Annotated in this window: 14 protein-coding genes; 5 read left to right on the top strand and 9 right to left on the bottom strand. The window is 71.3% G+C overall.

What is annotated here, in order from left to right:
- The first annotated feature begins 29 nt into the window (after nucleotides 1–29).
- On the top strand, nucleotides 30–1049 hold the full coding sequence (locus Q0963_RS10290) for a TerC family protein (RefSeq protein WP_299445392.1): 1020 nt from the start codon (nucleotides 30–32) through the stop codon (nucleotides 1047–1049).
- Between the two features lie 6 nt (nucleotides 1050–1055).
- On the opposite strand, the gene Q0963_RS10285 is transcribed toward Q0963_RS10290, so the two are convergent.
- The 4 genes from Q0963_RS10285 to Q0963_RS10270 are packed head-to-tail and all read right to left on the bottom strand — an operon-like array spanning nucleotide 1056 to nucleotide 5143.
- Nucleotides 1056–1931: a DMT family transporter gene (locus tag Q0963_RS10285; protein WP_299445390.1), complete on the bottom strand. Its 876-nt coding sequence runs from the start codon at nucleotides 1929–1931 to the stop codon at nucleotides 1056–1058.
- Nucleotides 1932–1982: 51 nt separating this feature from the next.
- Nucleotides 1983–2645, bottom strand: coding sequence for an MBL fold metallo-hydrolase (locus tag Q0963_RS10280; RefSeq protein ID WP_299445388.1), 663 nt, complete (start codon nucleotides 2643–2645; stop codon nucleotides 1983–1985).
- On the bottom strand, nucleotides 2645–3340 hold the full coding sequence (locus Q0963_RS10275) for a maleylpyruvate isomerase family mycothiol-dependent enzyme (RefSeq protein ID WP_299445386.1): 696 nt from the start codon (nucleotides 3338–3340) through the stop codon (nucleotides 2645–2647). Before Q0963_RS10275 ends, Q0963_RS10280 begins: the two co-directional genes overlap by 1 nt.
- A 9-nt stretch (nucleotides 3341–3349) precedes the next feature.
- The gene (locus Q0963_RS10270) at nucleotides 3350–5143 is read right to left on the bottom strand and encodes a glycoside hydrolase family 15 protein (RefSeq protein WP_299445384.1); all 1794 of its coding nucleotides are present in this window, start codon (nucleotides 5141–5143) and stop codon (nucleotides 3350–3352) included.
- On the opposite strand from Q0963_RS10270, the gene uvrA reads away from it, so the two are divergent.
- On the top strand, nucleotides 5130–8207 hold the full coding sequence (gene uvrA, locus Q0963_RS10265) for an excinuclease ABC subunit UvrA (RefSeq protein ID WP_299445382.1): 3078 nt from the start codon (nucleotides 5130–5132) through the stop codon (nucleotides 8205–8207). The genes Q0963_RS10270 and uvrA overlap by 14 nt on opposite strands.
- Nucleotides 8208–8246: 39 nt before the next feature.
- Here the strand turns inward: uvrA and Q0963_RS10260 are convergent, their stop codons facing one another.
- From Q0963_RS10260 to Q0963_RS10240, 5 genes are all read right to left on the bottom strand, one after another.
- Nucleotides 8247–8960 carry an ABC transporter ATP-binding protein gene (locus tag Q0963_RS10260; protein WP_299445380.1) on the bottom strand — a complete coding sequence of 238 codons (714 nt, stop codon included), beginning with the start codon at nucleotides 8958–8960 and terminating at the stop codon, nucleotides 8247–8249.
- Nucleotides 8957–9790 carry an ABC transporter ATP-binding protein gene (locus Q0963_RS10255; protein ID WP_299445378.1) on the bottom strand — a complete coding sequence of 278 codons (834 nt, stop codon included), beginning with the start codon at nucleotides 9788–9790 and terminating at the stop codon, nucleotides 8957–8959. Before Q0963_RS10255 ends, Q0963_RS10260 begins: the two co-directional genes overlap by 4 nt.
- Nucleotides 9787–11484, bottom strand: coding sequence for a branched-chain amino acid ABC transporter permease (locus Q0963_RS10250; RefSeq protein WP_299445376.1), 1698 nt, complete (start codon nucleotides 11482–11484; stop codon nucleotides 9787–9789). Before Q0963_RS10250 ends, Q0963_RS10255 begins: the two co-directional genes overlap by 4 nt.
- Nucleotides 11481–12422: a branched-chain amino acid ABC transporter permease gene (locus tag Q0963_RS10245; protein ID WP_299445374.1), complete on the bottom strand. Its 942-nt coding sequence runs from the start codon at nucleotides 12420–12422 to the stop codon at nucleotides 11481–11483. Before Q0963_RS10245 ends, Q0963_RS10250 begins: the two co-directional genes overlap by 4 nt.
- A gap of 192 nt (nucleotides 12423–12614) precedes the next feature.
- Nucleotides 12615–13844 carry a branched-chain amino acid ABC transporter substrate-binding protein gene (locus tag Q0963_RS10240; protein WP_299445372.1) on the bottom strand — a complete coding sequence of 410 codons (1230 nt, stop codon included), beginning with the start codon at nucleotides 13842–13844 and terminating at the stop codon, nucleotides 12615–12617.
- 237 nt (nucleotides 13845–14081) lie between these two features.
- Here Q0963_RS10240 and Q0963_RS10235 point away from each other — a divergent pair, with 237 nt between their 5' ends.
- From Q0963_RS10235 to uvrC, 3 genes are all read left to right on the top strand, one after another.
- Nucleotides 14082–14549, top strand: coding sequence for a Rieske (2Fe-2S) protein (locus tag Q0963_RS10235; protein WP_299445370.1), 468 nt, complete (start codon nucleotides 14082–14084; stop codon nucleotides 14547–14549).
- 104 nt (nucleotides 14550–14653) lie between these two features.
- Entirely contained in the window at nucleotides 14654–15748 is a 1095-nt protein-coding gene (locus tag Q0963_RS10230; RefSeq protein ID WP_299445368.1) for a winged helix DNA-binding domain-containing protein, read from the top strand.
- A gap of 38 nt (nucleotides 15749–15786) precedes the next feature.
- On the top strand, nucleotides 15787–17727 hold the full coding sequence (gene uvrC / locus Q0963_RS10225; protein ID WP_299445366.1) for an excinuclease ABC subunit UvrC: 1941 nt from the start codon (nucleotides 15787–15789) through the stop codon (nucleotides 17725–17727).
- Nucleotides 17728–17794 lie beyond the last annotated feature (67 nt).

The raw sequence follows: 17794 nt of genomic DNA, 5'->3' as shown, positions 1-17794 counted from the left end.
GGGCGTCCGCGCCCGGCTAGGCTGACGCGGTGCTGCCAGCGACCCTCTCCGCCGCGACGCCCTCCCTCGACCTCGAGCCGTGGGTGTGGTGGGTCACCATCGGGCTGGCGACGGCGGTCCTGGTCTTCGACGTCGCCGTCATCGCGCGTCGCCCGCACCGGCCCTCCACCCGCGAGCTGACCATCGCTCTGTCGGGGTACGTCGGCGCGGCCGTGCTGTTCGGCATCGGGATGTGGTACTTCGCCGGCGCCCAGCTCGCCGGGGAGTTCTTCGCCGGCTGGCTCACCGAGTACTCGCTGTCGGTCGACAACCTGTTCATCTTCATCCTCATCATGGCGAGCTTCTCGGTGCCCGAGAAGTACCAGCAGTTCGCCCTCATGGTCGGGATCGTCATCGCCATCGTCCTGCGCGGCATCTTCATCGCGGTGGGCGCGGCCGCCATCAACAACTTCAGCTGGGTCTTCTACGTCTTCGGTGCGTTCCTGGTGTACACGGCGGTCAAGCTCGCGGGCGAGGGCGAGACCAGCGACGAGGAGTACGAGGGGAACCGCTTCATGCGCTTCGTCGCCTCGCGGTTCCGGACCACCCCGGAGTACGTGGGGACCAAGCTCTTCACGCACGTCAACGGCGCCCGGGTCGCGACGCCGCTCTTCTTCGTGATCCTGGCGCTCGGCACCACCGACCTGCTCTTCGCCCTCGACTCGATCCCCGCCATCTACGGGCTGACCCGTGAGCCCTACATCGTGCTCGTCGCCAACCTCTTCGCCCTGATGGGGCTCCGGCAGCTGTACTTCCTCATCGGTGGGCTGCTGCGCAAGCTCATCTACCTCAACATCGGGCTCGCCGTGCTGCTCGGCTTCATCGGGGTCAAGCTGATCCTGCACGCCCTCCACGAGAACGAGCTGCCGTTCATCAACGGCGGCGACAACGTCCCGGTCCCGGAGGTGCCGATCTCGATCTCGCTCGGCGCCATCGTCGTCATCCTCGGGGTGACCACCGTGGCCAGCCTGTGGGCGACCCGGCGCAACCCGGACCTCGTCAACCGCTGACCCGGCTCAGGTGGCCGCCGACTGAGCGGGGTCCTTGCGTGCACCCACCCCCAGGATCAGCGCCGAGGCCGCGACGACCAGGGCCATCCCCGCGAGCTGGCTGGGCGCGAGGCGCTGACCGAGCACGATGAGCCCGGCGAGGGCCGCGAAGGCGGGCTCCACGCTGAGCAGGATCCCGAAGACCTGAGCCCGGAGCCGGCGCAGCGCGAGCAGCTCGAGCGAGTAGGGCAGCACCGAGGACAGCACCGCGATACCGAGGCCCTTGGCGAGGATGGCGCTGTCCCACTGCGGGATGCTCGCGACGCCGAACGGCAGGGTGACGACGGTGGCGACCACCATCGCCAGGGCGAGACCCTCGAGCTTGGGGAACTCGGCGCCGGTCCGGCCCGACAGGACGATGTAGGCGGCCCAGAACGCCCCGGCGGTCAGGGCGAGCAGGATGCCGGCCCACTCGAGGTCGGCGAACGGCACGTGCAGCGCCTCGGAGATGAGGACGACCCCGGCCGCCGCCGCGAGCACCGCGAGCCCGTCGACGAGGCGCCGGGACAGTGCCGCGGCGAGCGCGAGCGGCCCGATGAACTCGATCGTCACCGCCACGCCGATCGGCAGGTAGGCGAGGGAGCCGTAGAACGCGAAGTTCATCAGGCCCAGGGCGACACCGAACGCCCCGACGGTCACCCAGGCCCGGCGGGAGTGGCCACGCCAGCGGGGCCGGACCACGAGGAGCAGGAGGGTGGTCGCGAAGAGGAGCCGCATGACGACCGAGCCGCCGGCGCCGATGACGGGCACGAGGGTCTGCGCGAGCGCGCCCCCGAACTGGACCGAGATGATCCCCCCGAGGACCAGCAGCGGCGCGGGCACGCGGTCGGCGGCGGTGGTCACCGGGTCAGGCTAGTCACGGCCTTCCCTGCACGGGGAATCGTCCGCGGTCGGTCACCAGCCGCGCTCGCGCCACTCCTGGAGGTGGGGCCGCTCGGCGCCGAGGGTCGAGTCGCCGCCGTGGCCCGGATAGAACCAGGTGTCGTCTGCGTACACGCCGAAGACCCGCTCGACGACGTCGGCGTACAGGGACTCGAAGCTCTGGCCCGGGTCCGCGGTGTTGCCCACCCCGCCGGGGAAGAGCGAGTCCCCGGTGAACAGGTGGGTCACCCCGTCGGGGTCGCCCCACGCGAGCGCCACCGAGCCCGGGGTGTGGCCACGCAGGTGGACGACGTCGAGCACGAGGTCCCCGACCCGCAGCGTGTCGCCGTGGCGGAGGCGGACGTCCGGGGCGAGCGGCAGCGCGTCGGCGTCGTCGGCCCCGGCGTAGGTCCGGGCCCCGGTGGCACGCGCGACCGCCTCGAGGGCGCGCACGTGGTCCCAGTGCTGATGTGTCGTGACGAGGTGGTCGAGCCGGCCGGTGCCCTCGGCGACGAGGGCGAGGCAGCGGGCGGGGTCGTCGGCGGCGTCGACGAGCAGCTGCTGGCCGGTGGCGGTGCAGGTGACGAGGTACACGTTGTTGTGCATCTCGGACACCGACATCTTGCGGATCGTGGCCGCCCCGAGCTCCCGCACGTCGCTGGGCCCGCCCGGGGTGACGTCGCCGGTGTACGCCATCAGCCCACCTGCTGGAGGTGGGGGAGCGGGTCGGCGGTCACCCCGGCCGTGTGCCCGCGGGTCAGCCAGGCGAGCAGCCCCGCCCGGCTGCCCCGCACCTCGACGGTGCCGGCACCGAGCGACCACTCGTCGCCCTCGGCCGACCGCAGGGTCATGTCGGGCACGTCGTCGTCCCGCCGGAGCAGGCCGACCTTCCGGTCGATGAGGAGGGCCAGCAGCTCGGGCTCGAGGTCGGCGAACCCGAACCCGGCATCGAGGTCGACGTGGTGGATGACGACCTCGCGCAGCCGCATGTACGGGAGGTCCTCGGAGGCCACGAGGACCACCCCGGGGGTGCGTTCGAGGAGCCGGCCCGCATGCTCGGGTCGCAGCCGTCCCAGGTCCGCGCGCACCGCGGCCGCGGTGCGCAGGAGGTCCTCGCGCTGGCTCTCCAGGTCCCGCCCGGCACCGGCCTCGATCTCGGCGTCACGGTCGGCCGAGGAGGCGTACATCGTGTCGCCGGTCCCGTCGACCGCGGCCCGGACGAGCCGGCCGATCGCCTCGGCGTTGCGGGCGAGGTGGGTCACGACGTGGCCGCGGGTCCACCCGGCGCACAGGCTCGGCGCGCCGAGGTCGTCGAGGCCGGCCACCGTACGGTCCAGCAGCTCGGTGTGGCGGTCGAGGAGGGCGAGCAGGTCCGGCTCGGAGGAGGCCATGGTCCGACGCTACTCCGCGGCGCGGACCCGGTCGGCCTCCTCGATCGCGTCCGCCGCCTGCACGAGCGCGAGATGCGAGAACGCCTGGGGGAAGTTGCCGACGAGCCGCTCGGTGTGCGGGTCGTACTCCTCGCTGAGCAGCCCGAGGTCGTTCGAGACGGCGATGACCCGCTGCATCATCGCGTGCGCGTCGTCGAGGCGGCCGCACCGCGCGTAGGACTCCGCCAGCCAGAAGGAGCACGCGAGGAACGGGTTCTCCTCGCCGTCGAGCCCGTCGACGCCGCTCTCGGTGCGGTAGCGCCGGAGGAAGCCGTCCTTGAGGAGGTCCTCCTCGACGGCCTTGATGGTGCCCTGCACCCGCGGGTCGTCGCCGGGGAGGAACCCGACCGTGGGGATGAGGAGCAGCGAGGCGTCGAGCTCGTGGGTGTCGTAGTGCTGGGTGAAGGTGTTGCGGGCGGCGTCGTAGCCGCGCTCGCACACCTCGGCGTGCACCCGGTCCCGCAGCTCGCGCCAACGGTCGACGTCGCCGTCGTGACCGTGGTCCTCCACGGCCCGGATGGCCCGGTCGAAGGCCGCCCACACCATGACCCGGGAGTGGGTGAAGTGACGGGCCGGCCCGCGGATCTCCCACAGCCCGTGGTCGGCCTGGTCCCAGTGGCCGGCGAGGTCGTCGACGAGGAGGCGCTGGACCTCCCACGTCTCGTGGGACTCGCTGAGGCCGGCGGTGCGGGCGCGGTCGAGCGCGATCATCACCTCCCCGAGCACGTCGCTCTGGCGCTGGTCGACGGCGCCGTTGCCGATCCGGACCGGGCGGGACCCCTCGTAGCCCGGCAGATGGTCGAGCTCGCGCTCGGGGAGGTCGCGGGAGCCGTCGACCGCGTACATGATCTGCAGGTCGGCCGGGTCGCCGGCGACGGCGCGCACCAGCCAGTCGCGCCACAGCCTGGTCTCCTCGACGTACCCGCAGCCGAGGAAGGCCTCGAGGGTGAGGGAGGCGTCGCGCAGCCAGCAGTACCGGTAGTCCCAGTTGCGCTCCCCGCCGATGTCCTCGGGAAGGCTGGTCGTCGGGGCCGCGACGATCCCGCCGCGCACCTCGTCGGTGAGGAGCCGCAGGACGAGGAGGGAGCGCGTCACCGCGTCGCGGTAGGGCCCGTCGTGCCCGTGCCGGGAGGCCCAGTCGTCGAACCGGCGCACGGTGTCCTCGATCCGCGGGTCCACGTCGAGGGCCTCCGGGACGTCGCACCACGAGGGGACGCGGGTCATCGAGAACCGGAGCCGCTCGCCGGCGCGGACGGTGAAGCGGTCCCGGTGGTGGTGGTCCTCGGGCTCGGGCAGCCGGTCGCCCCGCAGGACGAGCAGGTCGGGTCCTGCGATGGCGCGGATGACGGTCGTGCCCTGGGCGTCCTCGATGCGCGACACCCAGGGCAGGATCTTCCCGTAGCCGGTCCGCACCACCCACTCGTGGACCATCTCGACCTCCCCGTCGAGCCCCTCCACGACCCGCACGAGGTCGGCCCGGTCGTCGTCGAAGGGCATGAGGTCGGTGACCCGGACCCGCCCGGACGCCGTCTCGTGGACGGTGTCGAGGACGAAGCTGTTCTCCCGGTAGGCGCGGGTCGAGCGGGCCTCACCGGCCGGGCCGAGGAGCCACCGCCCGTGCTCCTCGGTGCCGAGGATCGCCGCGAAACAGGCGGGGGAGTCGAACCGGGGCAGGCAGAGCCAGTCGACAGAACCGGCCCGGCTGACCAGGGCGGCGCGCTCGGTGTCACCGAGCAGGGCGTAGTCCGCGATGGGGGTGCTCACCTCCCCGACCCTAGACGGCGCACCTCCGTGGACGGCCCTGTCGGTGTCTCCGCCTAGCATTGCCCGGGTGAGTCATGACCACCTCGTCGTCCGTGGTGCCCGAGAGCACAACCTCAAGGATGTCAGCGTCGAGCTTCCGCGCGACGCCCTCGTCGTCTTCACCGGCCTCTCGGGTTCCGGCAAGTCCTCGCTGGCCTTCGACACGATCTTCGCCGAGGGTCAGCGCCGCTATGTCGAGTCGCTGTCGGCCTACGCGCGGCAGTTCCTCGGCCAGATGGACAAGCCCGACGTCGACTTCATCGAGGGCCTGTCGCCCGCGGTGTCCATCGACCAGAAGTCCACCAACCGCAACCCGCGCTCGACCGTCGGCACCATCACCGAGGTCTACGACTACCTGCGGTTGCTGTTCGCCCGGGCCGGGCGGCCGCACTGCCCCGTGTGCGGTGAGCCCATCACCCGGCAGAGCCCGCAGCAGATCGTCGACCGCCTGCTCGAGCTGCCCGACCGCACCCGCTTCCAGCTGCTCGCCCCCGTCGTGCGGGCCCGCAAGGGGGAGTACGTCGACCTCTTCGCCGAGCTCCAGACCAAGGGCTTCTCCCGGGCCCGCGTCGACGGCGAGGTCGTCTCGCTGGCCGACCCGCCGAAGCTCGAGAAGCAGGTCAAGCACACCATCGACGTCATCGTCGACCGGCTCGTCGCCAAGGGCGCCGCCGACACCTCGGCCAAGCGCCGGCTCACCGACTCCGTCGAGACCGCGCTCGGCCTCGCGGGGGGAGTCGTCGTCGTCGACTTCGTCGACCGGGACGCCGACGACCCCGAGCGCGAGCGGCGCTTCAGCGAGAAGATGGCCTGCCCCAACGACCATCCGCTGTCGATGGACGAGGTCGAGCCGCGCTCGTTCTCCTTCAACAGCCCGTTCGGCGCCTGCCCCGAGTGCACCGGGATCGGGACCGAGCTCGAGGTCGACCCAGAGCTCATCGTCCCCGACGAGGACCTCAGCCTCGCCCAGGGCGCGATCGCCCCGTGGGCCACCGCCTCGGGCGCGGCCGACTACTTCCAGCGCGTCATGACGGCCCTCGCCGACGAGATGGCGTTCTCGATGGACAAGCCCTGGCGCTCGCTGCCCAAGCGGGTCCAGGAGTCGCTGCTCCACGGCAAGAACCACAAGGTGCACGTGCGGTACCGCAACCGGTTCGGGCGGGAGCGGTCCTACTCCACGGGGTTCGAGGGGGCCGTCCCGTTCGTCAAGCGGCGGCACTCCGAGACCGACTCCGACTGGAGCCGGGAGCGCTACGAGGGGTACATGCGCGAGGTGCCGTGCCCGACGTGCCAGGGGGCCCGGCTCAAGCCGGAGTCGCTCGCCGTGCTCGTCGGGGGCCGGTCGATCGCCGAGGTCTCCGGCCTGGCTATCGCCGACGCGGCGGAGTTCTTCGCGACCGTCGACTTCACCGACCGGGAGCGGCAGATCGCGGCGCGGGTCATCAAGGAGATCGACGCCCGGCTCGGCTTCCTCCTCGACGTCGGCCTCGACTACCTCAGCCTCGACCGTCCCGCCGGCACGCTCTCCGGCGGTGAGGCGCAGCGGATCCGGCTCGCGACCCAGATCGGGTCCGGGCTCGTCGGCGTCCTCTACGTCCTCGACGAGCCGAGCATCGGGCTGCACCAGCGCGACAACCACCGCCTCATCGAGACCCTCACCCGGCTCCGCGACCTCGGCAACACCCTCATCGTCGTCGAGCACGACGAAGACACCATCGCCACCGCCGACTGGGTCGTCGACATCGGTCCCGGTGCGGGCGAGCACGGGGGCCAGGTCGTGCACGCGGGCACCGTGGCCGACCTCCTGACCCACCCCGACTCGCTCACCGGCAAGTACCTCTCCGGCCGCCGTGAGATCCCCACGCCGTCGGTCCGCCGGCCCCAGGAGAAGGGCCGCGAGGTCACCGTCGTCGGGGCCACCGAGCACAACCTCGACAAGGTCACCGTCGGCTTCCCGCTCGGCAACCTCGTGGCCGTCACCGGGGTCTCCGGCTCCGGCAAGTCGACGCTGGTCAACGACATCCTCTACAACGTCCTCGCCAACAAGCTCAACGGTGCCCGGCACGTCCCCGGCCGGCACAAGACCGTCACCGGGCTCGACCAGCTCGACAAGGTCGTCCACGTCGACCAGAGCCCCATCGGCCGCACGCCCCGCTCCAACCCGGCCACCTACACCGGGGTGTTCGACCACGTCCGCAAGCTCTTCGCCACGACCGAGGAGGCGAAGATCCGCGGCTACCAGCCCGGGCGCTTCTCGTTCAACGTCAAGGGCGGCCGCTGCGACGCGTGCTCGGGCGACGGGACGATCAAGATCGAGATGAACTTCCTGCCCGACGTGTACGTGCCGTGCGAGGTGTGCCACGGCGCCCGGTACAACCGCGAGACCCTCGAGGTGCACTTCAAGGGCAAGACCATCGCGGACGTCCTCGACATGCCCATCGAGGAGGCCGCCGACTTCTTCGCCGCCGTCCCGGCCATCGCCCGGCACATGAAGACGCTCAACGACGTCGGCCTCGGGTACGTCCGCCTCGGCCAGCCGGCGCCGACGCTCTCCGGCGGCGAGGCGCAGCGCGTCAAGCTCGCCTCCGAGCTGCAGAAGAGGTCCACCGGCCGCACCGTCTACGTCCTCGACGAGCCGACGACCGGCCTGCACTTCGAGGACATCCGCAAGCTCCTCGGGGTCCTCCAGGGCCTCGTCGACAAGGGCAACACCGTCATCGTCATCGAGCACAACCTCGACGTCGTCAAGAACGCCGACTGGGTCGTCGACCTCGGCCCCGAGGGCGGCAGCGGCGGCGGCCGGGTCGTGGCACAAGGCACCCCCGAGCAGATCGCCGCCCGCGAGGACTCCCACACGGGCCGGTTCCTCGCACCGGTCCTGGCCCGCACCGCGCGCACGACGGAGCCGAGGCGCGGTGCAGGGGCGGTCAAGAAGACCGCCACGAAGAAGACCGCGGCCAAGGGAGCACCGGCACGGCGCGAGCCGACCCGCGGCAAGGGTGCCGCCACCCGCAAGGCCGGCTGAGGCCGGGTCCCACGCGAGGCGGGGGACCCGGCCCCCGCCTCAGTCCTCGCCGAGGTAGGCCTTGCGGACGTCGTCGCTCTCGAGCAGCTCGCGGCCCGAGCCCGACAGCACGATCGAGCCCACCTCGAGCACGTAGCCCTTGTTCGCCCGCTTCAGCGCGGCCTGGGCGTTCTGCTCGACGAGCAGGATGGTCGTCCCCTGCTGCTGCAGCGTCGTGACGGTCGTCATGATCCGCTTCATCATGATCGGGGACAGGCCCATCGACGGCTCGTCGAGCATGAGCATCTTGGGGCGGCTCATCATCGCCCGGCCCATGGCCAGCATCTGCTGCTCGCCGCCCGAGAACGTGCCGGCCGGCTGCGAGCGGCGTTCACGCAGGATCGGGAAGAGGTCGAAGGCGGCCTCGAGGTCGGCGCGGATGCCCTTGTCGCGGCGCGCGAACGCACCGAGGTTGAGGTTCTCCTCCACCGTGAGCTTCGGGAAGATGCGCCGCCCCTCGGGGGAGTGCGCCAGGCCGAGCTGGACGATGTCGTGGGCCTGCACCTTCGTGAGGTCTTGGCCCTTGAAGGTGATCGAGCCCGAGACGGGCCGCAGCAGCCCCGAGATCGTCCGCAGCGTCGTCGTCTTGCCCGCACCGTTGGTGCCGATGAGCGTGACGACCTCGCCCTCCTCGACCGAGAAGCTGATCCCCTTGACGGCCTTGATCTTGCCGTAGGAGACGACGAGGTCCTTGACCTCCAGCATGGCGCTCACGCGTTCTCCTCCTCCTCGTCGTCCTCGGCGTCGCCGCCGATGTAGGCCTCGATCACCCGGGGGTCGGACTGGACCTCGCCGGGGCTGCCCTCGATGAGGACCTCGCCCTGGACGAGGCAGAGCACCCGGTCGCACAGGTTGAAGATGAACCGCATGTCGTGCTCGATGACGACGACGGCCAGGCCGCTCTCCCTGATCTTGAAGATCAGGTGCATCGTCTCCTCGGTCTCGCGCGGGTTCATGCCCGCGGTCGGCTCGTCGAGGAGCAGGATCTGCGGGTCGGTGGCGATCGCCCGGGCGATCTCGAGCCGGCGCTGGTCGCCGTAGGGCAGGTTGCGCGCGAGGATCTCGGTCGCCGAGCCGAGGCCGACGTAGTCGAGCAGCTCCTGGGCCCGCTCCCGGGTCTCGGCCTCCTCGCGCCGGAACTTCGGCCCTCGCAGGATCGAGGTGAGCGCCATCGACGACGTCCGGCAGTAGCGGCCGACCATGACGTTCTCGAGGGCGGTCATGTTGTTGAAGAGCCGGATGTTCTGGAACGTGCGCGCCATGCCGGCGCGCACCACCTTGAGCGGCTTCGGCGGCAGGGTGGCGCCGTTGAGCGTGACCTTGCCCTCGGTGGGGATGTACAGCCCGGTGAGGCAGTTGAAGAACGTCGTCTTCCCGGCGCCGTTGGGCCCGATGAGGCCGACGATCTCGCCCTCGTGGACGGTCATGCTCACGGAGTCGACGGCGGTGAGGCCGCCGAAGCGCATCGTGACGTCGTTCGCCTCGAGGACGACCTTGTCGCCGATGTGGTGCGCGGACGACTGCGGGGACTCGGTGACGGTCACTTGGACTCCTCCAGGTGCTCGGTCTGGGCGAGCTCGACGAGATGCTCGTCGTCCTCGTGGAACTCCAGCTGGCGACGCTTGCTCGGCACGAGGCCCTCCGGACGGAACCGCATCATGAGGACGAGGAGCAGACCGAAGCTGAAGAGCCGGTAGTCGTTGACCTCGCGCAGCTTCTCGGGGAGGAGCTTGAGGATCGTCGCGCCGACGAGGACCCCGGCGACCGTGCCCATGCCGCCGAGGACGACGGCGGCGAGCAGGAACGCGGACTCGAGGAAGATGTACTGGTCCGGCGTCACCGACGTGTCCTGGTGCGCCTTGATGGTGCCCGCCAGGCCGGCGAGCGAGGCGCCGACCGCGAACGCGAGCAGCTTGAGGCCGAAGACGTTGACGCCCATCGCCTCGGCGGCCCGCTCGTCCTCGCGGATCGCGACCCAGCCCCGTCCGATCCGGCTGTCGTTGAGCCGCGAGAAGACGAGGATGACGAGCGCGACGAGGAGCAGGAGCAGGAAGTAGTAGTTGCTGAAGCGGCCCAGCGGGATGCCGGCGACGGTGTGCGTCTCGCCGAAGTCGAACCCGAAGAAGTTGAGGTCCGGGATGCCGGGGATGCCGTTGGGGCCGTTGGTGAGGTCCGGGCCGTTGTTGCCGTCGAGGTTGAACATGGCGAGCCGGAAGATCTCGCCGAAGCCCAGGGTGACGATGGCGAGGTAGTCGCCGGAGACCCGCAGCGTGGGGGAGCCGATGATGAGGCCGAAGACCGCGGCGACGGCCATGCCGCAGAGCATGACGACGAAGAACGGGGGCTTCCAGCCGATCGTCGCGAACGTCGACTCCGACAGCATCGCGCCGACGTAGGCGCCGGTGCCGAGAAAGGCGATGTAGCCGAGGTCGAGCAGGCCGGCGAGGCCGACGACGATGTTCAGGCCGAGAGCCGTCGCCGCGAAGATGAGGATCTGGGTCGCGATCGACATGTTCGCGTTCGAGCCGCCCTGGGTGAACGGGAAGAGGAAGGCGACGAGGAACGCCGAGAGCACGAGCGGGCGCCGGTTGTTCTGGCCGATGAAGCCGATGTACTCACCGAGGCCCGCCATGAGCAACCCGACCGTCACCGTGAGGATGGTGACCAGGAGCGTCCCGAAGGTCGCCGAGTTCTCGACGTCGAGGGTGTACGCGGTGACGAAGAGCAGCATGGCCAGCGCCAGCACGATGATGAGGATCTCGTAGGAGCTCTTCAGGCGCGGCCAGGTGCGGACGTCGAGGTCGACCTCCGCAGCCAGGCCGCCGCCGGCGAGGACCAGGAGCGCGCCGACGAGCGCCACCCAGGCGCCCTCGTTGACATTGACCAGGCCACCGGCCTGGACGGTGATGGCGAGCAGCGCACCGGCGACGAAGACGAGCGACCCGAGGCCGATCGCCTTGAGTCCCCGGCCGGGGTCGAGCCAGCCCGGGCGACGGAACAGGAGCACCGCCAGGGCGATGGCGACCGCGCCGAGCACCATGACGTAGACCTGGATGCCCGCCGGGTAGAAGCGGATGCTGATGTCGCCGAGGATGCGGTCGTCGTAGGACCAGGACAGCAGGCCGCTGAGCAGCAGGACGACACCGCCGGCCAGGGCGAGCCCGGCCGCGCGCGGAGCCAGCCGGTTGCGGATCCCGTCGACCCGCGAGTCGTTTCCGTGTTCGAGGACGGTGCTCATGCCCGGTCCACCACCTTCGCGCCGAGGAGTCCTTGTGGTCGGAAGACGAGCACGAGGATGAGGATGGCGAACGCCCAGACGTCCTTCCACGGGCTGCCGCCGAACGTGCCGGGGACGAACTGGACGGCCATCGACTCCACGATCCCGAGGGTGAGACCGCCGAGCACGGCGCCCCAGACGTTGCCGATGCCGCCGAGGACCGCCGCCGTGAAGGCCTTGAGGCCCGCGAGGAAGCCCATCTTGAAGTTGATGTTGGTCACCTGGAGCCCCTGGGCGACGCCGGCGATGGCCGCGAGGGTCGCCCCGATGATGAAGGCGACGACGATGATCCGGTTGACGTTGATGCCCATGAGCCGCGCGGTGTCGGGGTCCTGCGAGACGGCCTGCATGGCGCGGCCGGTCTTGGTCCGGTTGACGAAGATCCACAGCCCGATGGCGCACACGACGAGCGCGAGGATCGTGAACGCCGCCGCGCGCTGGATGACGATGTTGCCGGGGTTCCAGGACTGGCCGGTGATCCCGTCGATGACCGGGAAGGGGACCTTCTGCTTGGCGTCCGGGAAGCCGGGGACCTTGCCGTACAGGAGCCGGACGCCCTCCTGGAGGAACACCGAGATGCCGATCGCGGTGATGAGCGGCGCGAGGCGGGGAGCGCCCCGCAGCGGCCGGTAGGCGGCGCGTTCCATGATCACCGCGGTGACGACCGACGCCGCGATCGCGCCGACGATCATGACGGGCAGCATCCACAGGGCCGTCTGGCCCTTGAACAGGACGATCCAGGTCGAGAGGGCGCCGAACGCGCCGATCATGAAGATCTCGCCGTGGGCGAAGTTGATGAGCTGGATGATGCCGTAGACCACGGTGTAACCGACCGCGATGAGCGCGTACAACGACCCGAGGGTCAACCCGTTGACGAGCTGCTGGGCAAAGGCGTCCACACGAACTCCCGATGGTGACGTGCTTGCTGGCTGGGGGGACTGTAGCGGGTGGGGTGTGGCCCCACGGCACGCCACTCGGGACCCGCCTCGGAGGGGGCGGGGCGCACTGTCGGTGGCGGGCATCGACAGCGGGGGTGGTCGGGAAGACCACCCCCGCCGTCGGGTGTCACGGCTGAGCCGTCACGGGGAGGTTTACTTGAACTCCTCCGTGTTGACCGCGGTCCACGCGTCGCCGTCCACCTCGTAGACGGTGAGGACGCGCGAGGTCGTGTCGCCGTACTCGTCGAAGGCCACCTTGCCGGTGACGCCGTCGAACGCGACGTTGCTCATGGCGTCGATGGTGCCCTGACGGGCGGCCTCGGCCGACTCGGCGTCCTTGAGCGAGACCTTGAGGGCCTCGATGATCGCCGTCGCCGCGTCGTACGCGTAGGCACCGTAGGCCTCGTACTTCTCGGAGTAGCCGGCTGCGTCGTACGCCGCGACGAAGTCCTTCGCCGAGGCGAGGGTGTCGGTCGGGGCGCCGATGGCGGTGCTGAGGTCACCGTCGGCGGTGGAGCCCGCCAGCTTGATGAACTCGCCCGAGTAGATGCCGTCGCCACCCATGAGCGGGACGTTGAGCCCGGCCGCCTTCATCTGCTGCGAGAACGGACCGGCCTGCGGGTACTCACCGCCGTAGTAGACGGCGCCCGGGTTCTTCGGCTTGATCTTGCTGACGACGGCGTCGTACTTGTCGTCGTCGGGGTTGATCGTCTCGGTCGCGACGACCGTGCCACCGAGCTTCTTGTACTCCTCGGTGAACGCGTCGACGAGGCCCTGGCCGTAGGTCTTCTTGTCGTGGACCGTCGCGACCTCCTTGACGCCCGCCTTCTCGTACAGGTAACGCGCCGCGAAGGGGCCCTGGATCGAGTCGGTGGTGCAGGTGCGGAAGTAGTTCGGGTACGCACGCTCCGGAGCGGTCGCGAAGTCCGCGCCCTGGGTGAGGGCCGGGTTCGTGTTGGCCGGGGAGACCATCGTGATGTTGGCCGACGCGAGGACCGGCTGCACCGTCTGGGCGACCGAGGAGTTGAGGGTGCCGACGACACCGACGACCTCGGGGTCCGAGGCCAGCTTCGTCGCGGCGTTCTTGCCCACGTCGGGGGAGGCCTGGTCGTCCTCGGCAGCGAGCTCGAGGGTCCAGCCGGGGATGGCGCCGGACTCGTTCGCCTGCTTGATGGCGAGGTCCACCGAGTGCTCGATGCCCTTGCCGAGCGCGGACAGGTCACCCGAGAGCGGCGAGATGACGCCGATCTTGGCGACCTTGTTGTCGCTGGAACCGCCACCGGTTTCCCCGCCGTCGTCGCCACCGCGCGTGCCGCAACCAGCGAGCGCGAGCGAGGCCACGAGGAGCGAGGCGCCAACGGCAACCACGGAACGCTGAGGCACGTTTCCTCCTGTATGTATCTGGATCTGGAGCAGATCTGCTCCGGCTCGCGAGGGCGAGCAGGAGGAATGTATCCACACGGGGGGCCCAGAACCGAGCATTGACGGGACAGTGGTGCCGAGTTGTTACCTGGCCGTGCGGAGCCTGGTGGACGTTCGACCGAGTCCGCGTCTGCGCGGCCGTCTCCCAGCCGGCGGCGTGATACTGGGGGACCGGCCACCCACGGAGAGGGCGAACCCATGAGTACCGAGCACGTTCCGACCCACGAGCACGAGTGCGCCTGCGTGAGCCGGCGCCAGACCTTCCGGGCGGCCGGAGGTGTCGGAGCGGCCGTCGTCGGCGCGGGCGCGCTGGCCGGCTGTGGCTCCGGGGACGTCGAGGAGGCGGCCGACTCGGTGGCGGGGGCGGCCAGCTCGGCCGCGGCCGAGGCCATCGCCGCCGCGGACGTCCCGGTCGGCGGCGGGCGGGTGTTCGAGAGCATCCAGACGGTCGTCACGCAGCCGACGGAAGGCCAGTACAAGGCCTTCTCGTCGGTGTGCACCCACCAGGGCTGTCAGGTCGGTGGGGTCGAGAACGGCGTCATCTCGTGCCCGTGCCACGGGAGCCAGTTCGACATCACGAGCGGCGCCGTCGTCCAGGGCCCGGCGACCAAGCCGCTCCCCGAGAAGTCCGTCACCGTCAGCGGCGACGGCCTCTCCGTCTCCTGAGTCGCGAGCAGCCGACGCCGGTCCGCCACGTCGACGACGACGAGCGGCGGGCCCGGCTGGCGCGCCGCCAGGGACTCGCTGCCGGCTGCGGCTTCCCGGACGCGGTGGCCGCCGCCGACGCCCTCGCCGGCCTGCACGCGACCGAGCCGGCCACCGTGCACCTCGGGGTCCTGGCCCGCGTGCCCGGTAGCGACGTCGCCGGCGTCGAGAACGCGCTGTACGTCGACCGCGACCTCGTCAAGCAGACGGCCATGCGGCAGACCCTCTTCGCGGTGCCGCGGACGCTCCTGCCGGCGATGCTCGGGGGGCCGGCGGCGCGGGTCGCGACGAGCCTCTCGGCCCGGATCGCTCGCGACGTCGAGCGCTCCGGGGTGGCCCAGGACGGCGCCCGCTGGCTCGAGGAGGCCCGGGCCACGGTGCTCGAGGCTCTCGGCGAGGGCGAGCTGACCGCACCCGAGGTCCGCGAGGCCGTCCCCGACCTCGACGTGACCATCGACCGCTCCCCGGGCACGCGGTGGGGGGCGAGCGTCCCCGTCGTGCCCCAGGTGCTGTGGGTGCTCACCGCCCAGGGGCGGGCGGTCCGGGCCGGCAACGCCGGGCACTGGCGACTCTCCAGGCCGCGGTACGCCACGGTGGAGTCCTGGCTCGGCGAGCGGCCGGAGCCGCTCGAGCCGCGGGCGGCCCACGCCGAGGTCGTCCGCCGGTGGCTCCACGCGTTCGGCCCCGGTACCGAGGACGACCTGCGGTGGTGGCTCGGCGGCACGCTCGGGACCGTGCGTGGGGCCCTCGCGGACCTCGGGGTCGTCCCGGTCTCGCTCGACGGCTCCGCCGTGGTGGGCTGGCTGCTGCCCGACGACCTCGAGCCCGTCGAGCCGCCCGACCCGTGGGCGGCCCTGCTGCCGACCCTCGACCCCACGGTGATGGGCTGGCGCGGGCGGGGCTTCTACCTGGGCGACCACGGCCCGGCGCTCGTCGACACCGTGGGCAACGCGGGGACCACGGCGTGGTGGGACGGGCGGGTCGTCGGCTGCTGGGCGCAGGCCGAGGACGCCTCGGTGCGGCTCGGTCTGCTCGACGACGTGCCGGCCGCCGGACGCCGAGCCCTCGACGCCGAGGCCGAGCGGCTCACAGCGTGGCTCGACGGGGTTCGCGTCACGACGATCTACGTCTCGCCGGCGATGCGGGACGCGGCGGGGTGACGGGCCCGCCTGTCGGGGGAGCGGCTTAGGGTTGGCGGGTGGCCGACCCGTCGACGTACCGCCCCCGTCCGGGCGAGATCCCCACCGACCCGGGTGTCTACCGGTTCCGCGACGTCGACGGGCGGGTCATCTACGTCGGCAAGGCCAAGAACCTCCGCTCACGGCTGTCGTCCTACTTCCAGGACATCTCCGCGCTCCACCACCGCACGGCGTCGATGGTGCGCACCGGCGCCAGCGTCGAGTGGACCGTGGTCGGCACCGAGGTCGAGGCCCTCCAGCTCGAGTACGCCTGGATCAAGGAGTTCGACCCCCGCTTCAACGTCAAGTACCGCGACGACAAGTCCTACCCCTACCTCGCGGTGACGATGGGGGAGGAGTTCCCCCGGGCGATGGTCATGCGGGGCTCGAAGAAGAAGGGCACCCGGTACTTCGGGCCCTACGCCCACGCCTGGGCGATCCGCGAGACGCTCGACCTCGCGATGCGGGTCTTCCCGATGCGGACCTGCTCGGCGGGCGTGTTCAAGCGGGCCGGCCAGGTCGGGCGGCCGTGCCTGCTCGGCTACATCGACAAGTGCAGCGCCCCGTGCGTCGAGCGGGTCGATGCCGCGCGCCACCGCGAGATCGCCGAGGACTTCTGCGACTTCATGGCCGGCAACAGCGGGCGGTTCCTGTCCCGGATGACGCGCGAGATGAAGGAGGCCGCCGGCGAGCTCGACTTCGAGCGGGCGGCCCGGATCCGCGACGACATCGGCGCCCTCGAGAAGGTGCTCGAGAAGTCGGCCGTCGTCCTCCCGGACGCCACCGACGCCGACGTGTTCGGCCTCGCCGAGGACGAGCTCGAGGTCGCCGTCCAGCTCTTCCACGTCCGGGGCGGCCGGGTGCGCGGCCAGCGCGGGTGGGTGGCCGAGCGCGCCGCCGAGACCACCCCCGAGGTCGTCGAGCACCTGCTGCAGCAGGTCTACGGCGGCGAGTCCAGCGAGGGCGTCCCGCGCGAGGTGCTCGTCCCGGTGCTGCCCGACGACGCCGACGCCCTGTCGGCCTGGCTCACCGGCATCCGGGGCGGCCGGGTCGCGGTCCGGGTACCGCAGCGTGGCGACAAGCGCGCCCTCATGGAGACCGTCGCCCGCAACGCCACCCAGAGCCTGGCCCGCCACAAGGTGACCCGCGCGGGCGACCTCACCAACCGGAGCCAGGCCCTGCAGCAGCTCCAGGAGGCGCTCGACCTCGAGGACGCCCCGCTGCGCATCGAGTGCTTCGACATCAGCCACGTCCAGGGCACCCAGGTCGTCGGCTCGATGGTCGTCTTCGAGGACGGCCTGCCGCGCAAGTCCGAGTACCGGCGCTTCATCGTCCGCGGCGACGAGACCGGCGCCACCGACGACACCGCCGCGATGCACGAGGTGCTCACCCGCCGGTTCCGTCGCGGCCGCAAGGAGGCCGAGGAGCACGAGCAGGAGGTCGCCGAAGGCCGCGACCGCCCGGCGCGGTTCGCCTACCGGCCCAACCTCGTCGTCGTCGACGGTGGCCTGCCCCAGGTCAACGCCGCAGCCCGTGCCCTCGAGGACGCCGGGGTCGTCGACGTGGCCGTCGTCGGACTCGCCAAGCGCCTCGAGGAGGTCTGGGTGCCGGGGGACCAGCACCCGATGGTCCTGCCCCGCACGAGCGAAGGCCTCTACCTGCTCCAGCGCCTCCGCGACGAGGCGCACCGGTTCGCGATCACCTTCCACCGCCAGCGGCGGTCCAAGGCCATGACCTCGAGCGCCCTCGACGCGATCCCGGGACTCGGCGAGAAGCGCCGCAAGGCGCTGCTCGCCCGGTTCGGGTCGGTCAAGCGCATCCGGGCCGCCTCCGTGGAGGAGCTGGCGGACGTTCCGGGCATCGGGCCTGCGCTCGCAGGCGTGGTTGCGGCAGAGTTGGGGTCGACCGACACCGGGACCCCGGCGGTCGACCCCGCCACCGGCGAGGTCATCGAGGACTGAAGGAGCAGCAGTGGCTGAGGCACCGGCGGAGCCGGAGGACCGGGCGGACTTCCTCGTCGTCACGGGG

This window comes from uncultured Phycicoccus sp. (assembly GCF_947495705.1).
Lineage (GTDB): Bacteria > Actinomycetota > Actinomycetes > Actinomycetales > Dermatophilaceae > Phycicoccus.
This window is presented reverse-complemented; position numbering and strand designations above follow the sequence as displayed.